Here is a 16161-nt window from a genome sequence, read left to right as displayed (position 1 = left end):
ACGCCATTTTCACAGCCACTTTTTGCACGAAAACAAATAACGCAACCCAATGATTTTAAACAGATAAAAATTAATTTTGACGAGATTGACGTGACACCGTCAATTTTTACGAAAACGACGAAATCAATAGTTGTTGTTTTCCTGTTAATTCTGGTTTGCTAGGGACGTTGGAAAACAGAATGACAAAGGTTAGACACCTGACCAACACAGAGGGCCGATTTCATCAGCATGCGAAGTCGGTGCTCACACAAAACAAGGCGACCCCTCGGGAATGCCAAAAAAATAAGAAAGGAAAACATATGCTTGCCAAAGTATCCAAAATCTCTACTGCTGTAATGCTGGGCACCATGATGCTCGCCGGCGCCGCCGGCAACGCCATGGCTGCAGAAAACAAAACCGTGCTGACCATGGTCGCACAACAGGAAACCGCGTGGGTCAAGAACTTCAACCCCTTCCTGCAAGCGGGCCTGCTGCACACCACCCGTCACTTCATCTATGAACCGCTGGTGATCTTCAACGATATGCAAGGGGGCAAACCCGTCTATCGTCTGGCCACCAACTATGCGTTCAGCGATGACCTGAAATCCGTCACCTTCGATCTGCGTGACGGCGTGAAGTGGTCTGACGGCGAAGCCTTTGATGCCGATGACATCATCTTCTCCTTCAATCTGGTCAAGGCCAACAAGGCGCTGGATGAGCGCTCAATCTGGACCCAGATCAAGAGCGTCGAGAAGCTGGCCCCCAACAAGGTCAAATTCGACCTGACCGAGGTCAACACCAACGTGGTGAATGATCTGGTGCTGGTACCTATCGTGCCGGAGCACCAGTGGAAATCGGTGAAAGATCCGGTTGCCTTCACCAACGACAAGCCGGTCGGTACTGGCCCCTTCACCGAAGTGGACAACTTCTCCGCCCAGCTCTACACCCAGTGCCGCAACCCGCACTACTGGGATAACGCCAACCTCGCCATCGACTGTCTGCGCATGCCGCAGATGGCCACCAACGACCAGGTGCTGGCTGCTGTCATGAAGGGTGACATCGACTGGTTCGGCTCCTTCGTGCCGGACATCGAGCGCCTCTACGTCGGCAACGATCCGAAGAATAACAAATACTGGTTCCCGGCCTCCGGTACCGTGGCGTTCAACGTCAACTTCCAGACCAAGAACCCGGGCAACCACGAAGCCTTCAACGACATCAACTTCCGTCGCGCCTTCTCCATGGCGATGGATCGCCAGTCCATGGTGGATATCGCGGGCTACGGCTACCCCACCGTCAACGAGTACCCGTCAGGTCTGGGCAAAGCCTTTGACTCCTGGAACAACCCGGAAGTGGACAAGAAGTACGGCAAGTACAACAAGTTCGATCTGGAAGGGGCCAAGGCACTGCTGAAAGAGGCAGGCTACAAGGATTGTGACGGCGACAAGTTCCTCGACACTCCGAGCTGCAAAAAGATCGAGTTCAAGGTACTGGTGCCGAACGGCTGGACCGACTGGGTCAACACAGTACAGATTGGTGTGGAAGGGCTGCAGGCGCTGGGCCTGAACGCCAAGACCGCTACCCCGGAAGCGACCGTCTGGACCGAGAACCTCATCACTGGCGACTTTGATGTGGCGCTGCAGGGCTACTTTGCCGGTGCCAACCCGCACAAGTACTTCGAGACCGCGTTCCACTCCCGCAACATGGGTGACCGTGGCAACCGCTTCGCCGCGCCCCGTTACAAGGACCCCGAGCTCGACAAGCTGATCGATGACTTCACCCAGACCGCCGATGCGGCCAAGCAGAAGGAGATCATGTTCGCCATCCAGGATCGTGTTGGTGCCAACCAGACCATCATTCCGGTCTTCAACAACCCGACCTGGTATGAGTACAGCACCAAGCGCTTCAACGGCTGGTTCAGTGCTGATAACCCGGTAGCCAAACCTCAGCTCCACCCGGACACCCCTGAGCGTCTGCTGCACGTGTTGTCCCTCAAGCCAAACAGCTAAACAATCCCGGCCCCCTGCGGGGGGCCATCTTCCCCGTTAATCCCCTTCTTGCCCGGTTCTGCCGGGGTTGGGGTAGCTATACCCGACGCGGGGCAGGCTTGCAGTAAAAGGTACCATCATGGGATTCATACTGAGACGCTTTTCCTTCTACCTGGTTGCCTTTCTGGTAGCCGCCACCATCAACTTCCTGTTACCTCGTGCCATGCCTGGCGACCCCGTATCTGTTATGTTTGCCCGCGCTGGCGCCATGATGGAACCCGCCGCCCTGGAAGCGCTCAAAGCCACCTTCGGTTTTGTTGACGGCCCCATCGGCACCCAATTTCTCACCTATGTGAAGAGTGTCTTCACCTGGGATCTCGGCACCTCGGTGCGCTTCTACCCGCAGCAGGTCTCTGACGTGCTGGGCCGTGCCATCGGCTGGACCCTGTTTCTGGTCGGCACCTCCACCATCCTGAGCTTCTCCATCGGTTCCATCGTCGGCATCTTCGCCGCCTGGTATCGCGGCGGCCGGATGGACAGCATTCTCTCCCCGCTCACCCTGGTGATGCAGGCCATTCCGCCGGTGGTGGTCTCCCTGCTCGCCCTGTTCCTGTTCGGGGTCAGCCTCGAGTGGCTGCCTATCGGCTACGCCTACAGTCCGGAAATTCCGGCAGACTGGGGCTGGGAGCACATCAAGAGCATCATGACCCACGCCATCATGCCGGTGCTGACCCTGGCCATCGTGCAGGTGGGGGGCTTTCTCATCACCATGCGCAACAACATGATCAACCTGCTCGGTGAGGATTACATCACCATGGCCAAGGCCAAGGGGCTCTCCAGCAACCGGGTGATCTTCAACTACGGCGCCCGCAACGCCATTCTGCCCAGCGTCACCGCCCTCTCCATGGCGCTCGGCTTCGTCATCGGTGGCTCCCTCATCACCGAGGTGATCTTCAACTACCCGGGGCTGGGCCTGACCCTCTATCAGGGCATTCTGGCGCGCGACTACCCGCTCATTCAGGGGCAGCTGCTCATCATGACCATCACCATGCTCAGCTTCAACTTCCTGGCCGACGTGCTCTACGTCTTCCTGGATCCCCGTCTGCGTACAGGAGGCAAATAAGATGCAAATGCCCACCATCCTCAAAATATTACTGGGCAACCGCAAAGCCGCCTGCGGCCTCGCCATCGTGGTTGCCTTCGTGCTGATGGCCATCTTTGCCCCCATTCTGGCCAGCAACGAGCCGACCAAACGGGTGGCTCGCCCGCACCAGCCGCCCAGCACCGAGTTCGTGATGGGGTCCACCCGCATGGGCCACGATATCTGGTCCCAGTTCACCAACGGCGCCCGGATCTCGCTGCTGGTGGGCTTTAGCGCAGGCCTGCTGGTCTGCACCCTGGCCGTTGCCATCGGCATCACCGCCGGTTACTTCGGTGGTCTGGTGGATGAGTGCCTCACCTTCCTGATGAACGTGGTGCTGGTGATCCCCAACCTCCCCTTGCTACTGGTGCTGGCGAGCTTTATCGGGGAGGCGTCGCCGACGGTGATTGCCGTGATAATAGGGTTGACCTCGTGGGCCTATGGCGCGCGGGTGATCCGCGCCCAGACCCTGGCGCTGCGCGAAAAAGAGTTCGTCATCGCCGCCGAAGTGCTGGGCGAGCCGGCCTGGCGCATCATTCTGGTGGAGATCCTGCCCAACCTCATCTCCATCATCGGGGTGAGCTTCATCGGCTCCATCATCTACGCCATCGTCACCGAAGCTACTCTGGAGTTCCTCGGTCTCGGTGACCCGACCGTGGTGAGCTGGGGCATCATGCTCTACAACGCCCAGACCTCCAGCGCCATCCTGATCGGCGCCTGGTGGGAAGTGCTGGCCCCCTGCTTCGCCATCGCCACCCTGGGTGCCGGTCTGGCCCTGCTCAACTTCGCCATCGACGAGATCGCCAACCCGCAACTGCGCTCCCACAAAGGGCTCAACCGCTGGAAGAAACTGGCTACACCGGTCGCCACACCGCTCTCTGCCGCACAGGAGAAGACAGCATGAACAAGCATCCCCTGCTGTCAGTACGCAATCTTTGCGTCGACTACATCACCGAAAATGGCGACGTGCGCGCCGTCAACTCGGTCAGCTTCGATATCAGACAGGGTGAGGTGTTCGGCCTCGCCGGCGAGTCGGGCTGCGGCAAGTCCACCGTCGCCTTCTCGGTCGCCCGGCTGCACAAGCCACCCGCCTACATCAGCGGTGGCGAGATCCTGTTCAAGGGGGAGAACATCCTCCACTACAACGAGGAGCGGCTGCGCTCCTACCGCTGGCAACAGGTGTCGGTGGTGTTCCAGTCCGCCATGAATGCCCTGAACCCGGTGCTGCGGATGGAGGAGCAGTTCTGCGACGTGCTGCTGGCCCACAACCCCGGCATGACCCGTTACGAGGCGATCAAGCGTGCGCAGGAGCTGCTCACCATCGTCGATATCCACCCGAGTCGGCTCAAAGATTATCCGCACCAGTTCTCCGGCGGCATGCGCCAGCGGCTGGTGATCGCCATCGCCATGGCGCTCAACCCCGAGCTCTTGATCATGGATGAGCCAACCACGGCGCTCGACGTGGTGGTGCAGCGGGAGATCCTGCAGAAGGTCTATGCCCTGAAAGAGAAGTTCAACTTCTCCATTCTGTTCATCACCCACGACCTCTCCTTGATGGTGGAGTTCTGCGATCGCATCGGCATCATGTATGCCGGCGAACTGATTGAAGTCGCCCCCTCCAAGGCGATCCTGACCGCGCCGCTGCACCCCTATACCAAGGGACTCGGCAACTCCTTCCCGCCCCTGCACGGGCCGAAGACGGTGCTGGAGGGGATCCCGGGCACCCCGCTCAACCTGCTGGAGGTGCCGGTCGGCTGCCGCTTTCAGGCCCGCTGCGGCAAGGTGCACGATCGCTGCCGTCAGGAGTACACCAAGTTGGCCGAAATCCGCCCCGGGCAACAGACCGCCTGCCACCTCTATGAAGAGCAGGGGCGGCAACAAGATTCCGTGATCTATCTGGACAAGGCCGCTGGCTGTTAAGGATGTCTGTCATGCAAATCGCCAAAACCGATGCACCCATCATCGAAGTCCAGCACCTCTACAAGGACTTCCCCATCAACTCCAATGCCATCAAGAGTGGCAAGATGCGGGCGCTGTCCGACATCACCTTCAACCTGCACCGGGGCCGCGCCCTGGCGGTGGTCGGTGAGTCGGGCTCCGGCAAGAGCACCATCGCCAAGATCATCGCCAAGATGTACAAGCTCAGTGCCGGGCGCATTCTCTATCGCGGCCACGATCTGGAGGAGTTCAACAAGGGCACCGCCCTGCTGGACTATCGCCAGAGCGTGCAGATGGTGTGGCAAGATCCGTTCGGTTCATTGAACCCGACCCACACCATCTATCACCACATCGCCCGCCCCCTGCTGCTGCACAGCAAGGTGATCGACAAGAAAGATCTGCCCGACATGGTCCACGCACTGCTGGAAAAGGTCGGCCTGACCCCCGCCAAGGCGACTGCGGCCAAATATCCGCACCAGCTCTCCGGCGGCCAGCGCCAGCGGGTCAACATCGCCCGCAATCTGGCGGTGGAGGCGGAAGTGGTGCTGGCAGACGAACCCACCTCCATGCTCGATGTCTCCATTCGCATCGGCATCCTCAACCTGATGGAGCAGATGAAGAACGAGCTGGGGGTCTCCATGCTCTACATCACCCACGACATCGCCACCGCCCGCTATGTGGCGGAAGATCTGGCGGTGATGTATGTGGGTCACATGGTGGAGTGGGGCGAGGTGGACGAGATCCTGCACCACCCGCAGCACCCCTACACCCAGCTGCTCATCTCGGCGGTGCCCGACCCCGAGAAGAGCATCCACGCCGAGCTGGAGGGGGGCCGCAAGGGGGAGATCCCGCTCTGGACGCCGGAATCCTGTGGCTGCCCGTTTGCCGGGCGCTGCAATCAGGCGATGCCCCGCTGCAAGGAGGCGCTGCCTGCCATCACCAAGCTTGCCGACAACCACTTCGTGCGCTGCTACCTCTACGAGTGATGGTGAGTCTTAGACCGGCCGGACAGCCCTGTCCGGCCATGCCTCGATACGGGGCGGCCACAGCCCCGTGATGTGCCTCACCGTTCGGCGGTGAACCACAGGAGTAAGAAGTTGATGGAACTCTTGATCAATCAGGTGGGCTACGAGTGCGACGGCCACAAGGTCGCCCTGCTGCAAACCACCCCCGCCCATGATCTCGGCGGCTATGTCAGGCTGCAACGCCTAGATGATGGCCAGATCCTGTTTGAAACCCCGCTGCAAGCGGCTGGCAGCGTGCCCGGCTGGCAGGGCCGCACTTACCTAAGCGCCGACTTCTCTGCCTTCAAGGAGCCCGGCCACTACCGGCTGGAGGCGATCACGGCCCCCATCGGCGCAGCCGCCACAGAACAGCGCATTGTCCGCTCGACCCGTTTTGCCATCGGCCAGGATCTGCTGGCCAGCCGCTGCCTCTCGGACGTTATTCACTACTTCAAGGGACAGCGCGCCAGCGGCACCTTTGATCGTGCCGACCGCAACGCTCGTCTGTTTGGCACCGACCAGCACAAAGATGTGCACGGCGGCTGGTTCGATGCCAGCGGCGACATGAGCAAATACCTGAGCCACCTCTCCTACGCCAACTACCTCAATCCCCAGCAGACCCCCATGGTGGTGTGGGCCCTGCTCAAATGCCGCGAACTCTTGGCCCCGCGCCGCGATATCGACGGGGTGAACCTCTGCAAGCGGCTCAATGACGAGGCGCTGCACGGCGCCGATTTCCTCTGCCGGATGCAGGATGAGTCGGGCTTCTTCTACATGACCCTGTTCGACAAGTGGAGCAAGGATCCCGCCCAGCGGGAGCTGTGTGCCTATGCCACCCAACAGGGGATCAAATCCGCCAACTGGCAGGCGGGTTTCCGCCAAGGGGGCGGCATGGCCATCGCCGCGCTGGCCCGCGCCGCCCGCGAGAGCGTCAGTGGCGACTTCGATGCCAGCCGCTACGCCGAGGCGGCCAAACGCGGCTACCAGCACCTGTGCGAGCACAACCTCGCCTATCTTGATGACGGGGTCGAAAACATCATCGACGACTACTGCGCCCTGCTGGCAGCGGTGGAACTGACCCGCACCTTTGGCGCCGAGTGGCTGAATGAGGCAAGAGCCCGCGCCAGCAAGCTCTGCGCCCACCAGCGCATTCATCCGGAGCTGGGTCACTACTGGTCGGCCAACGAGGATGGCTCGCGCCCCTACTACCACGCCGCCGAGGCGGGGCTGCCGGTGCTGGCGCTGCTGGAATATTTAGGTGTAGAGCCGGATCAGGAGCACAAGGCCCGGGTGCAAACCGTGGTAGAGCAGGCACTGGCCGCCGAGCTGACGCTCTGCGCCCGGGCGGGCAACCCCTTCTCCCTCGCCCGCCAATATGTGAAAGGGGTGGATGAAGCGCCGCGCGTCAGCTTCTTTATCCCCCATAACAACGAATCCGGTTACTGGTGGCAGGGAGAGAACGCCCGCCTCGCGTCGCTGGCGACCATGGCGTTTGCCGCCGCTGCCCAGCTGCCGAGCCAACGCAAGCCGCTGCTCACCTTCGGCCAGCACCAGCTCGACTGGATCCTCGGGCAGAACCCGTTCAACGCCTGCATGCTGGCGGGTCACGGCATCAACAACCCCGCCTATACCACCGGGTATCCCAATGCGCAGGGGGGGATATGCAACGGCATCACCGCCGGGTTTGATGACGAAAACGATGTGGCATTCATCCCAGAAGCGTACAAGGATCGGCTGGATCAGAACTGGCGCTGGGGCGAGCAGTGGATCCCCCACGCCGCCTGGTTTGCCCTGGCCATCAGCTGGCAGAGCGCCCTGAGTGCTCGAAATGAGCTGGGAGAGCACCATGATTGAGATCGGCTCAAGCTCGAGCATCATTGGCATTGGGGAGAGTAGTGGATCCTCCATACAGCCAGCCTGGTTTGCTCTGGCCATCAGCTGGCAGAGTGCCCTGAGTGATCGAAATGAGCAGGGAGGCCGCCATGATTGAGTTCTGGGTCGGGGTCGATGGCGGGGGCACCCACACCCGCGCCCGCATTCGCGATCGGGCCGGCAAGCTGCTTGGCGAGGGGCGCGCGGCAGGCTCCAATCTGGAGCTGGGCATCCCCCATGCCCACGCCAATGTGCTGGCCGCCATCGCCAGCGCCCGCCTTGCCGCCGGGCTCGGCATCGAGAGTGAACAACAGATGGGGGTCGGGCTGGCGCTCGCCTCCGCCGAGCTGGCCGACTGCTATCACGCCATGCTCGCCATGCCCTTCCCCTTTGCCAGCGTCAGGCTCACCTCCGATGCCTTCGGCGCCTGCCTCGGCGCCTTTGGTGGCCGTGAGGGGGCCATCCTCATCGCCGGTACCGGCTCGGTGGGGCTGCTCTATCACGCAGGTCAAATTCGCACCTGCTCCGGCCGCGGCTTCCCCATTTCGGACATAGGCAGCGGCGCTTGGCTGGGGCTGCGCGCCATCCAGCAATCCCTACTCTGCCACGACGGAATTCTGCCTCCCAGCACCCTCGCCATCCGCTTGATGGATCGCTTCAAGCGGGATCAGGCGGAAGTAGTGCGCTGGGCCGCCCGCGCCATTCCGGCCGACTATGGCCACTTTGCCCCCTGGGTATTCGATGCCGCCAGCGATGGCGACGAGCTAGCCAACCAGCTGCTGGACGAAACCTGCGAACAGCTGCGGATCCTGCTGGACGGGATGACCCAGCTCGGTGCCAGCCAGATCGCCCTGCTGGGGGGGATTGGCTCGCGCCTCGCTCCCCGTCTCGGCCAGCTCAACCTGATCCCCCCCCAGGCAGATGCGCTCGATGGCGCCATCCTGTTTGCCCAATCAGAGGATTTTCCATGTCTACACCCCTGATCCACACCCAGGTCGCCCGACGTGACGGCGAGGATGTCTGGTTCACCTTCACCCTCTCCCGCATGCCGGATACCCAGTGGAAGCTGCACTTCTGTCTGGCCCGCCATATCGACCCTGACTCACTGCAAGGGGGCGAGCTGGAGCGCCAAAGCGGCAGCTACAAGGTGATTGTCCCGCAAGCGGGTAGCTGCGAGCTGCGCTTTTGCTGCCGCCAGACCCCCATCAAGAAGCTCTCCGACATGCCGCAAGGGTTCTTCCTCAGCCTGCCGGAGGCCACCACCGGTGCCCAGCTGCTGCCGGTGACGCTGGCGGCGCAGGATCTCGGACTGGAGAACCCGCCGGTAACCCGCCCCGACCTGCCCGAAGTCGAGCCGCTGCTTGGCATAGTGCCGCAACCGGCTCATCAAGTGCTGCTGGAGGGGAACTTCCGGCTGGCCGAGCGGGCCCATGTCAGCGCCCCCCGCGATGTACCGGGTCTGCTGGCCCACTTCAACGAGCTAACGTCGCTGGCGCTGGAGCAGGATCACGACGCCGAAATCCGGCTGACCGAGGCCAAACTGGCCCCCGAAGCCTATCAACTCACCATCACGCCACAGGAGGTGGTGATTTCCGCTGCCGACGAAGCAGGCTGGCGTCATGGGCTGGTCACTCTGGCCCAGTGGTATCTGCAACATGGGGAGAGCCTGCCCTGCGTCACGCTGGAGGATGCCCCGCGCTTTGGCTTTCGCGGCATTTTTCTCGACTGTGCCCGCCACTTCCACACTCCGGCAACCATCAAGCGCCTGCTCAAGCTGATGAGCCTCTACAAGTTCAACCGCTTCCACTGGCACCTGACCGATGACGAGGGGTGGCGGATCGAGATCAAGGCCTTCCCGGCTCTGACTGACGTGGGCGCCTGGCGCGGCCACGATCTGGCGATCGGCCCCCAGCTCAGCGGCGGCGCCGAGCCCTATGGCGGCTACTACACCCAGAGCGAGGTGAAGGAGCTGGTGAGTTATGCCAGTGAGCTCGGCATCACCGTCATTCCCGAGATCGACATTCCGGGCCACTGCCACGCCGCCATCAAGGCACTGCCCGAGCTGCTGGTGGAAACGGCGGATCACTCCCGCTACCTCTCGGTTCAGCATTTTGATGACAACGTGCTCAACCCCGCCCTGCCCGGCACCTACCGCTTCCTTGAAACGGTGCTGGACGAGGTGTGTGAACTCTTCCCCGGCCCGCAGATCCACATGGGCGGTGACGAGGTGCCGACCGGTGTCTGGACCGACAGCCCCGCCTGCCAACAGCTGATGGCCAAGCAGGGCTACGCCGACTGCCGCGAGCTGCAGGGCCATCTGCTGCGTCACTGCCAGCGCTATCTGGCCGACAAGGGCAAGCGGATGATCGGTTGGGAGGAGATCCTGCACGGCGACAAGGTGAGCCGCAAAGCCGCCGTCTGTGCCTGGACCAGCTTCCAGGCGGGGCTGGACGCCGCGGCAGCCGGTTATCCGGTGGTGATGGCGCCCGCCCAGTCCCTCTATCTGGATCTGGCCTGGAGCGCCGATATTCATGAACCCGGCCTCTACTGGGCGGGGACCCTCAATCTGGAGCAGGTCTATGCGTGCGATCCTGCGCCAGCCGATTTCCATGCCAACGATAACATCCTCGGGGTGCTGAGCCCCTTGTGGTCAGAATTGATCACCAGCCGTGATCGTCTCGACTACATGTTGTTCCCGCGTATGCTGGCCACGGCCGAGGTGGCCTGGAGCGATCCCGCCCACAAGGGCTGGGATCACTTCGCCGCCCGCCTGCCGGGCCAGTTGCAGATTCTCGATCAGTTGCAGGTGCGCTACCGGATACCACAGAGGTAATGTTGTCTCTATTTTGGCGGCCAATCGGCCGCCTTTTTTCATTTCAGCCCCAGATATCCGATATTCCGCCCACTCCCCGCCCCCTTGCTCCCGGCTACGCCAAGAGGCCACAATGACCCATCCGAACAACAGCAACTACAGCAACAACAGGCATCCATGTTTCACCCCTCCCATGAAAAAGTGGCCAGAATCGAGGCGATCATCGCCCTGATCCCGGCTGGCAGAGTGGTCAGCTATGGTCAGGTGGCCGATCTGGCCGGGCTGCCCGGACGGGCAAGACTGGTGGGCAAGGTGCTGCGGGAAACCGATAAAGTACTGCCGTGGCATCGGGTGCTGGGCGCGGCGGGCACCATCTCGCTACCCAAAGGATCGCAAGGCTTTGCCGAACAGACGGGACGCCTGCAGCAAGAGGGGGGCGTGGTGATCGGGGGACGGGTCAGAATGAAGGAGTGGCAATGGCAGCCCGACTTGGCCGAGCTGCTTTTTCTACTGCCGTTTTGAGGGGGTCACTGCCGGATCACTCCAGCGGCGCCAGGATCTCTTCGCTGCGCACCTGCACCGGTATGGTCTCGTCCTCGCGCTGCAGCAGCACCAGCAGGCTCTGCCGGTCCACCTCCAGCACATAGGCCGCCCCTTCCCGGGTCATGCAGCTCATGCCCGGCCGGATCTCGTTAATCTCCATATCAACCTCCTTGTTACAACGCTACACTCCTTGCAGCTGTCTCAGTATACCGCTATCCATAAGCAAAGAGGCCCCATGTCGGGGCCTCTTTTCATCACGCTTTCTTCGGCTTGGGCAAGCTCTCTTGCCACGTACCGTTATCGTAGTGCGCGGTCCAACCGGTCGCCTTGCCGTTGACCTCGCTCATCACGTACTGCTCCTTGGTCTTGCGACTGAAGCGCACGATGGCGGGGTTGCCGTCCGGATCGGTGAGCGGGGCACCGGCCAGATACTTGTGCTTGGCGGAGATGCGGTCCTTGAAGCGTTGCAGCTCTTCCACCAGCGGCGCGCGGGTCTCGCGAGATTTGGGGAAGTTGCTGGCCGCCAGGAACAGACCGGCAGCCCCGTCACGCAGAACGAAGTGGGCGTCGGACTGGGTGCACTTGAGCTCAGGCAGCGGCACCGGATCCTCTTTCGGCGGCGCGATGTCGCCGTTTTTCAGGATCTTGCGGGTGTTCTTGCAGGTTTCGTTGGTACAACCCATGTACTTGCCGAAACGGCCGTTCTTGAGCTGCATCTCTGCTCCGCAACGGTCGCACTCGATGCTCGGCCCTTCGTAGCCCTTGAGCTTGAACTGGCCCTTCTCGATTTCATAGCCATCGCAGTCCGGGTTGCGACCACAGACGTGCAGCTTGCGACTGTCGTCGATGATGTAGGCATCCATCGCTGTGCCACACACGCCGCAGCGGTGCTTGGCGCGCAGCGCTTCGGTTTCTGCTTCATCACCGTCAGTGGTGGAGACGAACTCGTCGGCAGAGACCAGGTTGATGGTCTTCTTGCAGCGCTCTTTCGGCGGCAGGGCATAGCCGGAGCAGCCGAGGAACACGCCGGTGGTGGCGGTACGAATACCCATCTTGCGGCCGCAATCCGGGCAGTCAATATCGGTCATCACCATCTGGTTGGCACGCATGCCGCCCTCTTCGGGCGCCTTGTCGGCCTTCTCCAGCTCCTGGGTAAACTCGGCGTAGAAGGCATCGAGCACCTTCTTCCACTCCAGCGTCCCTTCGGCGATGCCATCGAGCTTGTCTTCCATCTTGGCAGTGAACTCGTAGTTCATCAGCTCGACGAAGTTCTCCACCAGACGATCGGTGACGATCTCGCCCATCTTCTCGGCGAAGAAACGACGGCTCTCGACTCGCACATAACCGCGATCGACGATGGTGGAGATAATGGAAGCGTAGGTAGACGGACGGCCGATGCCGCGTTTTTCCAGCTCGCGCACCAGCGCTGCTTCGGTAAAGCGGGCAGGCGGCTTGGTGAAGTGCTGACGGGGATCCAGCTTGACCAGTTTCAGTACCTCGCCCACGGTCACCGCAGGCAGCTGGCTATCTTCACCCTTGCGGCCCATCGGCGGCAGCGCCTTGGTCCAACCGGCGAAGCGCAGGGTACGGCCACGAGCCTTGAGCTCGAACTCACCCGCCTTGACGGTCAGGGTGGAGGAGTCGTACTGGGCCGGGGTCATCTGGCAGGCAACAAACTGACGCCAGATGAGATCGTACAGACGCATGGCATCCGGCTCCATGCCTTCCAGCATCTCGGACGTGACCAGCACGCTGGAGGGACGGATCGCCTCATGCGCTTCCTGGGCGCCCGCCTTGGAACCATAGAGATTCGGCTCGGCCGGCAGATAGGCTGCGCCATACTGCTCGCCGATATATTCACGCACCGCTTCAACCGCCTCTTTGCTGAGGTTGGTGGAGTCGGTACGCATATAGGTGATGTAACCCGCTTCATACAGACGCTGGGCCATCATCATGGTCTTCTTGACCCCGAAGCTCAGACGGGTAGAGGCCGCCTGCTGCAGGGTGGAGGTGATGAAGGGGGCTGAGGGCTTGGAGCCGGTCGGCTTGTCTTCCCGGTTCACCACCTTGTAGTCGACCCCTTCCAGGGCCGCCACGGCGGCGAAGGTCTCGGCCTGGGTTACCGGCTTGAAGTCGGCGCCGTTGCGGCTGACCACTTCCATCCGCAGATCAGCCTTGTCACCGGTCAGCAGATCGGCATTGAGATCCCAGAACTCGACCGGTACGAACGCCTTGATTTCGCGCTCTTTATCGACAATGAGGCGCACCGCAACGGACTGCACCCGACCGGCGGAGAGACCGCGAGCCAGCTTCTTCCACAAGAGCGGGGAGACCATGTAACCCACCACGCGGTCGAGGAAACGACGGGCCTGCTGGGCATTGACGCGGTCAATATTGAGTTCGGACGGCTGGGCGAACGCCTCCTTGATGGCGCTCTTGGTGATCTCGTTGAACACCACGCGCTTGTAGCGGCTATCGTCGCCACCGATGATCTCGCGCAGGTGCCAGGCGATCGCCTCTCCTTCTCTATCCAAGTCGGTTGCGAGATAGATGGTGTCGGCTTTCTCGGCCAGACTTTGCAACTCGCTGACCACCTTCTCCTTGCCGGGCAAAATCTGGTAGTTAGCCTGCCAGCCAGCGGTCGGATTGATACCCATCCGGGCAAACAGGGCCTTGCGATCCTTGGCAGCCTTCTCGGTTTCGCTCAACTTGATGCCGCGAATGACAGGTTTCTTGGGCTCGGTGCTGGCGCTGCCGCTGGTGGGCAGATCGCGAACATGACCCACGCTGGATTTCACCACGTAGTCCTTGCCCAGATATTTGTTGATCGTCTTGGCCTTGGCCGGAGACTCCACTATGACCAGTGATTTGCCCATGCTGTAACTATTATCCTCATTGCACCCGACGGGGTTGGTGTGCGGTTTTGTGGGGCTGTATAAGAGATTTGGCGCGAAAAAGCAATCTTGTGAGCAAATTTGCCTGACCAGCCCGAACCACACGGCTTCTTTTATTGCTTCTTTATTTATTAATGCGAAGGGTGCGGGCCAGACGCAACCGCTTTTTCAATTTTCTGCCATACCGCCCCTCTTTTTATATCTGAAACGACATAAAAACGTCTGCTGGTTACCGGCTTGTTACAAAAACATAAAATCTCTTTATAATGGCCCAACCCCGACGCATTGTGCGCGGAAGGAACCGCTACCCATCATAAAAATCGAAAGGATGTACTCAATGAAGCACTTCGAGGTCAATTTCGACGGTCTGGTCGGCCCGACTCATAACTATGCCGGCCTCTCCTACGGCAACGTTGCCTCCCAGAGCAATGCCCAGGAGGCTTCCAATCCGAAAGAGGCCGCCAAACAGGGGCTGCGCAAGATGAAGGCGCTGACCGAGCTTGGCATGACCCAGGGGGTACTGGCGCCACAAGAGCGTCCCGATCTCGCCACCCTGCGCCGCCTCGGCTTTAGCGGCAACGATGCCCGGGTGCTGGAGCAGGCCGCCAAACAGGCTCCCGCCGTACTGGCTGCCTGCTATTCGGCCTCCAGCATGTGGACCGCCAACGCCGCCACAGTCTCTCCCAGTGCCGATACCCAGGATGGCCGCATTCACTTCACACCCGCCAACCTGACCAACAAGTTTCACCGCTCCCTGGAGCCGGACGTCACGGGCCGTATCCTGCGCGCCGTGTTCAACAACGATCGCCACTTCAGCCACCACCTCCATCTGCCGGAAAATGATCACTTCGGCGACGAGGGCGCCGCCAACCACACCCGCCTGTGCCGTGCCTATGGCGAGGCAGGCGTCGAGCTGTTTGTCTATGGCCGCAGCGCCTTTGATCACTCCCGCCCGGCGCCGACGCGCTACCCGGCACGCCAGACCCTGGAAGCGAGCCAGGCCATCGCCCGCCTGCACGGCCTTGGCGAGGAGAGCGTGGTGTTTATCCAGCAAAACCCGGAGGTGATCGATCAGGGGGTGTTCCATAACGACGTGATCGCGGTGGGCAACCAGAACGTGCTGTTCTTCCACCAACAAGCGTTCCTCAACACTGAGGCGGTGCTGGCCGAGATCAGCGGCAAGTTTGGTGAGGGGGATCTGCACTTTATCGAAGTGCCGACCGCCGAGGTCTCCGTGCTGGATGCGGTGAAATCCTACCTGTTCAACACCCAGATCCTCACCCTGCCCAATGGCGAGATGGCGATCATCGCCCCCACCGAGTGCCGCGACAATCCGGCGGTCTCTGCCTATCTCGACAAGCTGCTAACGCAGGGTACCCCGATCAAGACGGTGCATTACATGGATGTGAAACAGAGCATGCGCAATGGCGGCGGCCCGGCCTGCCTGCGGCTGCGGGTCGCCATGAACGATCAGGAACTCGCTGCGGTCAATCCGGCCTGCCTGATCAACGACAGCCAGTTTGCTCGCCTCGACGGCTGGGTGGATCGCCACTACCGCGACCGCCTGACCCTCGACGATCTGCGGGATCCGGCGCTGGTGCAGGAGTCCCGCAGCGCACTGGACGAGCTGACCCAGATCTTGAGACTGGGTTCGGTCTACCCGTTCCAGCGCTAGATGTGAGGCCCGGGAAGACCGCCGACACTGGCGGCCTTCTCTTATCTGCCTCATGTTCAGCGCGATCGCCAGCTTGCACACATGCTGCTTTGTGCAGAAAAGCAGCGCACAACTTGCTGATAAGCTTGAATTTTGAGCTGGATGTATCAAAAAATCGACGAACAGTCATTTTTTACTGCCAGAAGCCTCATCAAGGGGTTCACAAAGCCTCTGGATCTGATAGTATGCGCCTCGCACTTGGGGAGGGGTTCCCGAGCGGCCAAAGGGATCAGACTGTAAATCTGACGGCTCTGCCTTCGAAGGTTCGAATCCTTCTCC

At 61.2% G+C, this 16161-nt stretch carries 12 protein-coding genes; 10 read left to right on the top strand and 2 right to left on the bottom strand.

The window, feature by feature from the left end; all coding sequences use genetic code 11:
* Positions 1–299 precede the first annotated feature (299 nt).
* The 9 genes from PG888_RS12485 (at position 300) to PG888_RS12445 (ending at position 11253) form a co-directional block, all read left to right on the top strand.
* Positions 300–1985: an ABC transporter substrate-binding protein gene (locus PG888_RS12485; protein WP_042061376.1), complete on the top strand. Its 1686-nt coding sequence runs from the start codon at positions 300–302 to the stop codon at positions 1983–1985.
* Positions 1986–2103: 118 nt separating this feature from the next.
* Positions 2104–3087, top strand: coding sequence for an ABC transporter permease (locus PG888_RS12480; protein ID WP_033135896.1), 984 nt, complete (start codon positions 2104–2106; stop codon positions 3085–3087).
* A 1-nt stretch (position 3088) separates the two neighbouring features.
* Positions 3089–4009: an ABC transporter permease gene (locus PG888_RS12475; protein ID WP_042061373.1), complete on the top strand. Its 921-nt coding sequence runs from the start codon at positions 3089–3091 to the stop codon at positions 4007–4009.
* Positions 4006–5025 (top strand): ABC transporter ATP-binding protein, encoded by a 1020-nt coding sequence (locus PG888_RS12470; RefSeq protein ID WP_042658671.1) that lies wholly within the window; start codon positions 4006–4008, stop codon positions 5023–5025. The genes PG888_RS12475 and PG888_RS12470 overlap by 4 nt, the downstream gene beginning before the upstream one ends.
* Positions 5026–5036: 11 nt before the next feature.
* Entirely contained in the window at positions 5037–6029 is a 993-nt protein-coding gene (locus PG888_RS12465; RefSeq protein ID WP_042061369.1) for an ABC transporter ATP-binding protein, read from the top strand.
* Positions 6030–6143: 114 nt separating this feature from the next.
* Positions 6144–7901: a glycoside hydrolase family 9 protein gene (locus tag PG888_RS12460; RefSeq protein ID WP_182937990.1), complete on the top strand. Its 1758-nt coding sequence runs from the start codon at positions 6144–6146 to the stop codon at positions 7899–7901.
* Between the two features lie 128 nt (positions 7902–8029).
* Complete coding sequence (locus tag PG888_RS12455; RefSeq protein ID WP_182937991.1) at positions 8030–8902, top strand: BadF/BadG/BcrA/BcrD ATPase family protein; 873 nt, start codon at positions 8030–8032, stop codon at positions 8900–8902.
* A complete protein-coding gene (locus tag PG888_RS12450) occupies positions 8887–10752 on the top strand; it encodes a beta-N-acetylhexosaminidase (protein ID WP_182937992.1) in 1866 nt (621 codons plus the stop codon). Before PG888_RS12455 ends, PG888_RS12450 begins: the two co-directional genes overlap by 16 nt.
* Positions 10753–10908: 156 nt before the next feature.
* Positions 10909–11253 carry an MGMT family protein gene (locus tag PG888_RS12445; protein ID WP_270693468.1) on the top strand — a complete coding sequence of 115 codons (345 nt, stop codon included), beginning with the start codon at positions 10909–10911 and terminating at the stop codon, positions 11251–11253.
* A 16-nt stretch (positions 11254–11269) separates the two neighbouring features.
* On the opposite strand, the gene PG888_RS12440 is transcribed toward PG888_RS12445, so the two are convergent.
* Together PG888_RS12440 and topA are read right to left on the bottom strand one after the other, a co-directional pair.
* Positions 11270–11434 carry a hypothetical protein gene (locus PG888_RS12440; RefSeq protein WP_162851498.1) on the bottom strand — a complete coding sequence of 55 codons (165 nt, stop codon included), beginning with the start codon at positions 11432–11434 and terminating at the stop codon, positions 11270–11272.
* Between the two features lie 94 nt (positions 11435–11528).
* Positions 11529–14150 (bottom strand): type I DNA topoisomerase, encoded by a 2622-nt coding sequence (gene topA / locus PG888_RS12435; RefSeq protein ID WP_182937993.1) that lies wholly within the window; start codon positions 14148–14150, stop codon positions 11529–11531.
* Between the two features lie 355 nt (positions 14151–14505).
* On the opposite strand from topA, the gene astB reads away from it, so the two are divergent.
* Positions 14506–15843, top strand: coding sequence for an N-succinylarginine dihydrolase (astB, locus tag PG888_RS12430; RefSeq protein WP_182937994.1), 1338 nt, complete (start codon positions 14506–14508; stop codon positions 15841–15843).
* The last annotated feature ends 318 nt before the right edge of the window (positions 15844–16161 follow it).

This window comes from Aeromonas sp. QDB23, from assembly GCF_027707745.1.
Taxonomy (GTDB): domain Bacteria; phylum Pseudomonadota; class Gammaproteobacteria; order Enterobacterales; family Aeromonadaceae; genus Aeromonas; species Aeromonas allosaccharophila.
This window is presented reverse-complemented; position numbering and strand designations above follow the sequence as displayed.

Coding starts and splice junctions, on each gene's coding strand:
- PG888_RS12475 (WP_042061373.1), top strand. CDS start 3,089: ATGCAAATGCCCACCATCCTCAAAATATTACTGGGCAACCGCAAAGCC.
- PG888_RS12450 (WP_182937992.1), top strand. CDS start 8,887: ATGTCTACACCCCTGATCCACACCCAGGTCGCCCGACGTGACGGCGAG.
- PG888_RS12465 (WP_042061369.1), top strand. CDS start 5,037: ATGCAAATCGCCAAAACCGATGCACCCATCATCGAAGTCCAGCACCTC.
- PG888_RS12480 (WP_033135896.1), top strand. CDS start 2,104: ATGGGATTCATACTGAGACGCTTTTCCTTCTACCTGGTTGCCTTTCTG.
- PG888_RS12445 (WP_270693468.1), top strand. CDS start 10,909: ATGTTTCACCCCTCCCATGAAAAAGTGGCCAGAATCGAGGCGATCATC.
- PG888_RS12460 (WP_182937990.1), top strand. CDS start 6,144: ATGGAACTCTTGATCAATCAGGTGGGCTACGAGTGCGACGGCCACAAG.
- PG888_RS12485 (WP_042061376.1), top strand. CDS start 300: ATGCTTGCCAAAGTATCCAAAATCTCTACTGCTGTAATGCTGGGCACC.
- astB (WP_182937994.1), top strand. CDS start 14,506: ATGAAGCACTTCGAGGTCAATTTCGACGGTCTGGTCGGCCCGACTCAT.
- PG888_RS12470 (WP_042658671.1), top strand. CDS start 4,006: ATGAACAAGCATCCCCTGCTGTCAGTACGCAATCTTTGCGTCGACTAC.
- topA (WP_182937993.1), bottom strand. CDS start 14,150: ATGGGCAAATCACTGGTCATAGTGGAGTCTCCGGCCAAGGCCAAGACG.
- PG888_RS12455 (WP_182937991.1), top strand. CDS start 8,030: ATGATTGAGTTCTGGGTCGGGGTCGATGGCGGGGGCACCCACACCCGC.
- PG888_RS12440 (WP_162851498.1), bottom strand. CDS start 11,434: ATGGAGATTAACGAGATCCGGCCGGGCATGAGCTGCATGACCCGGGAA.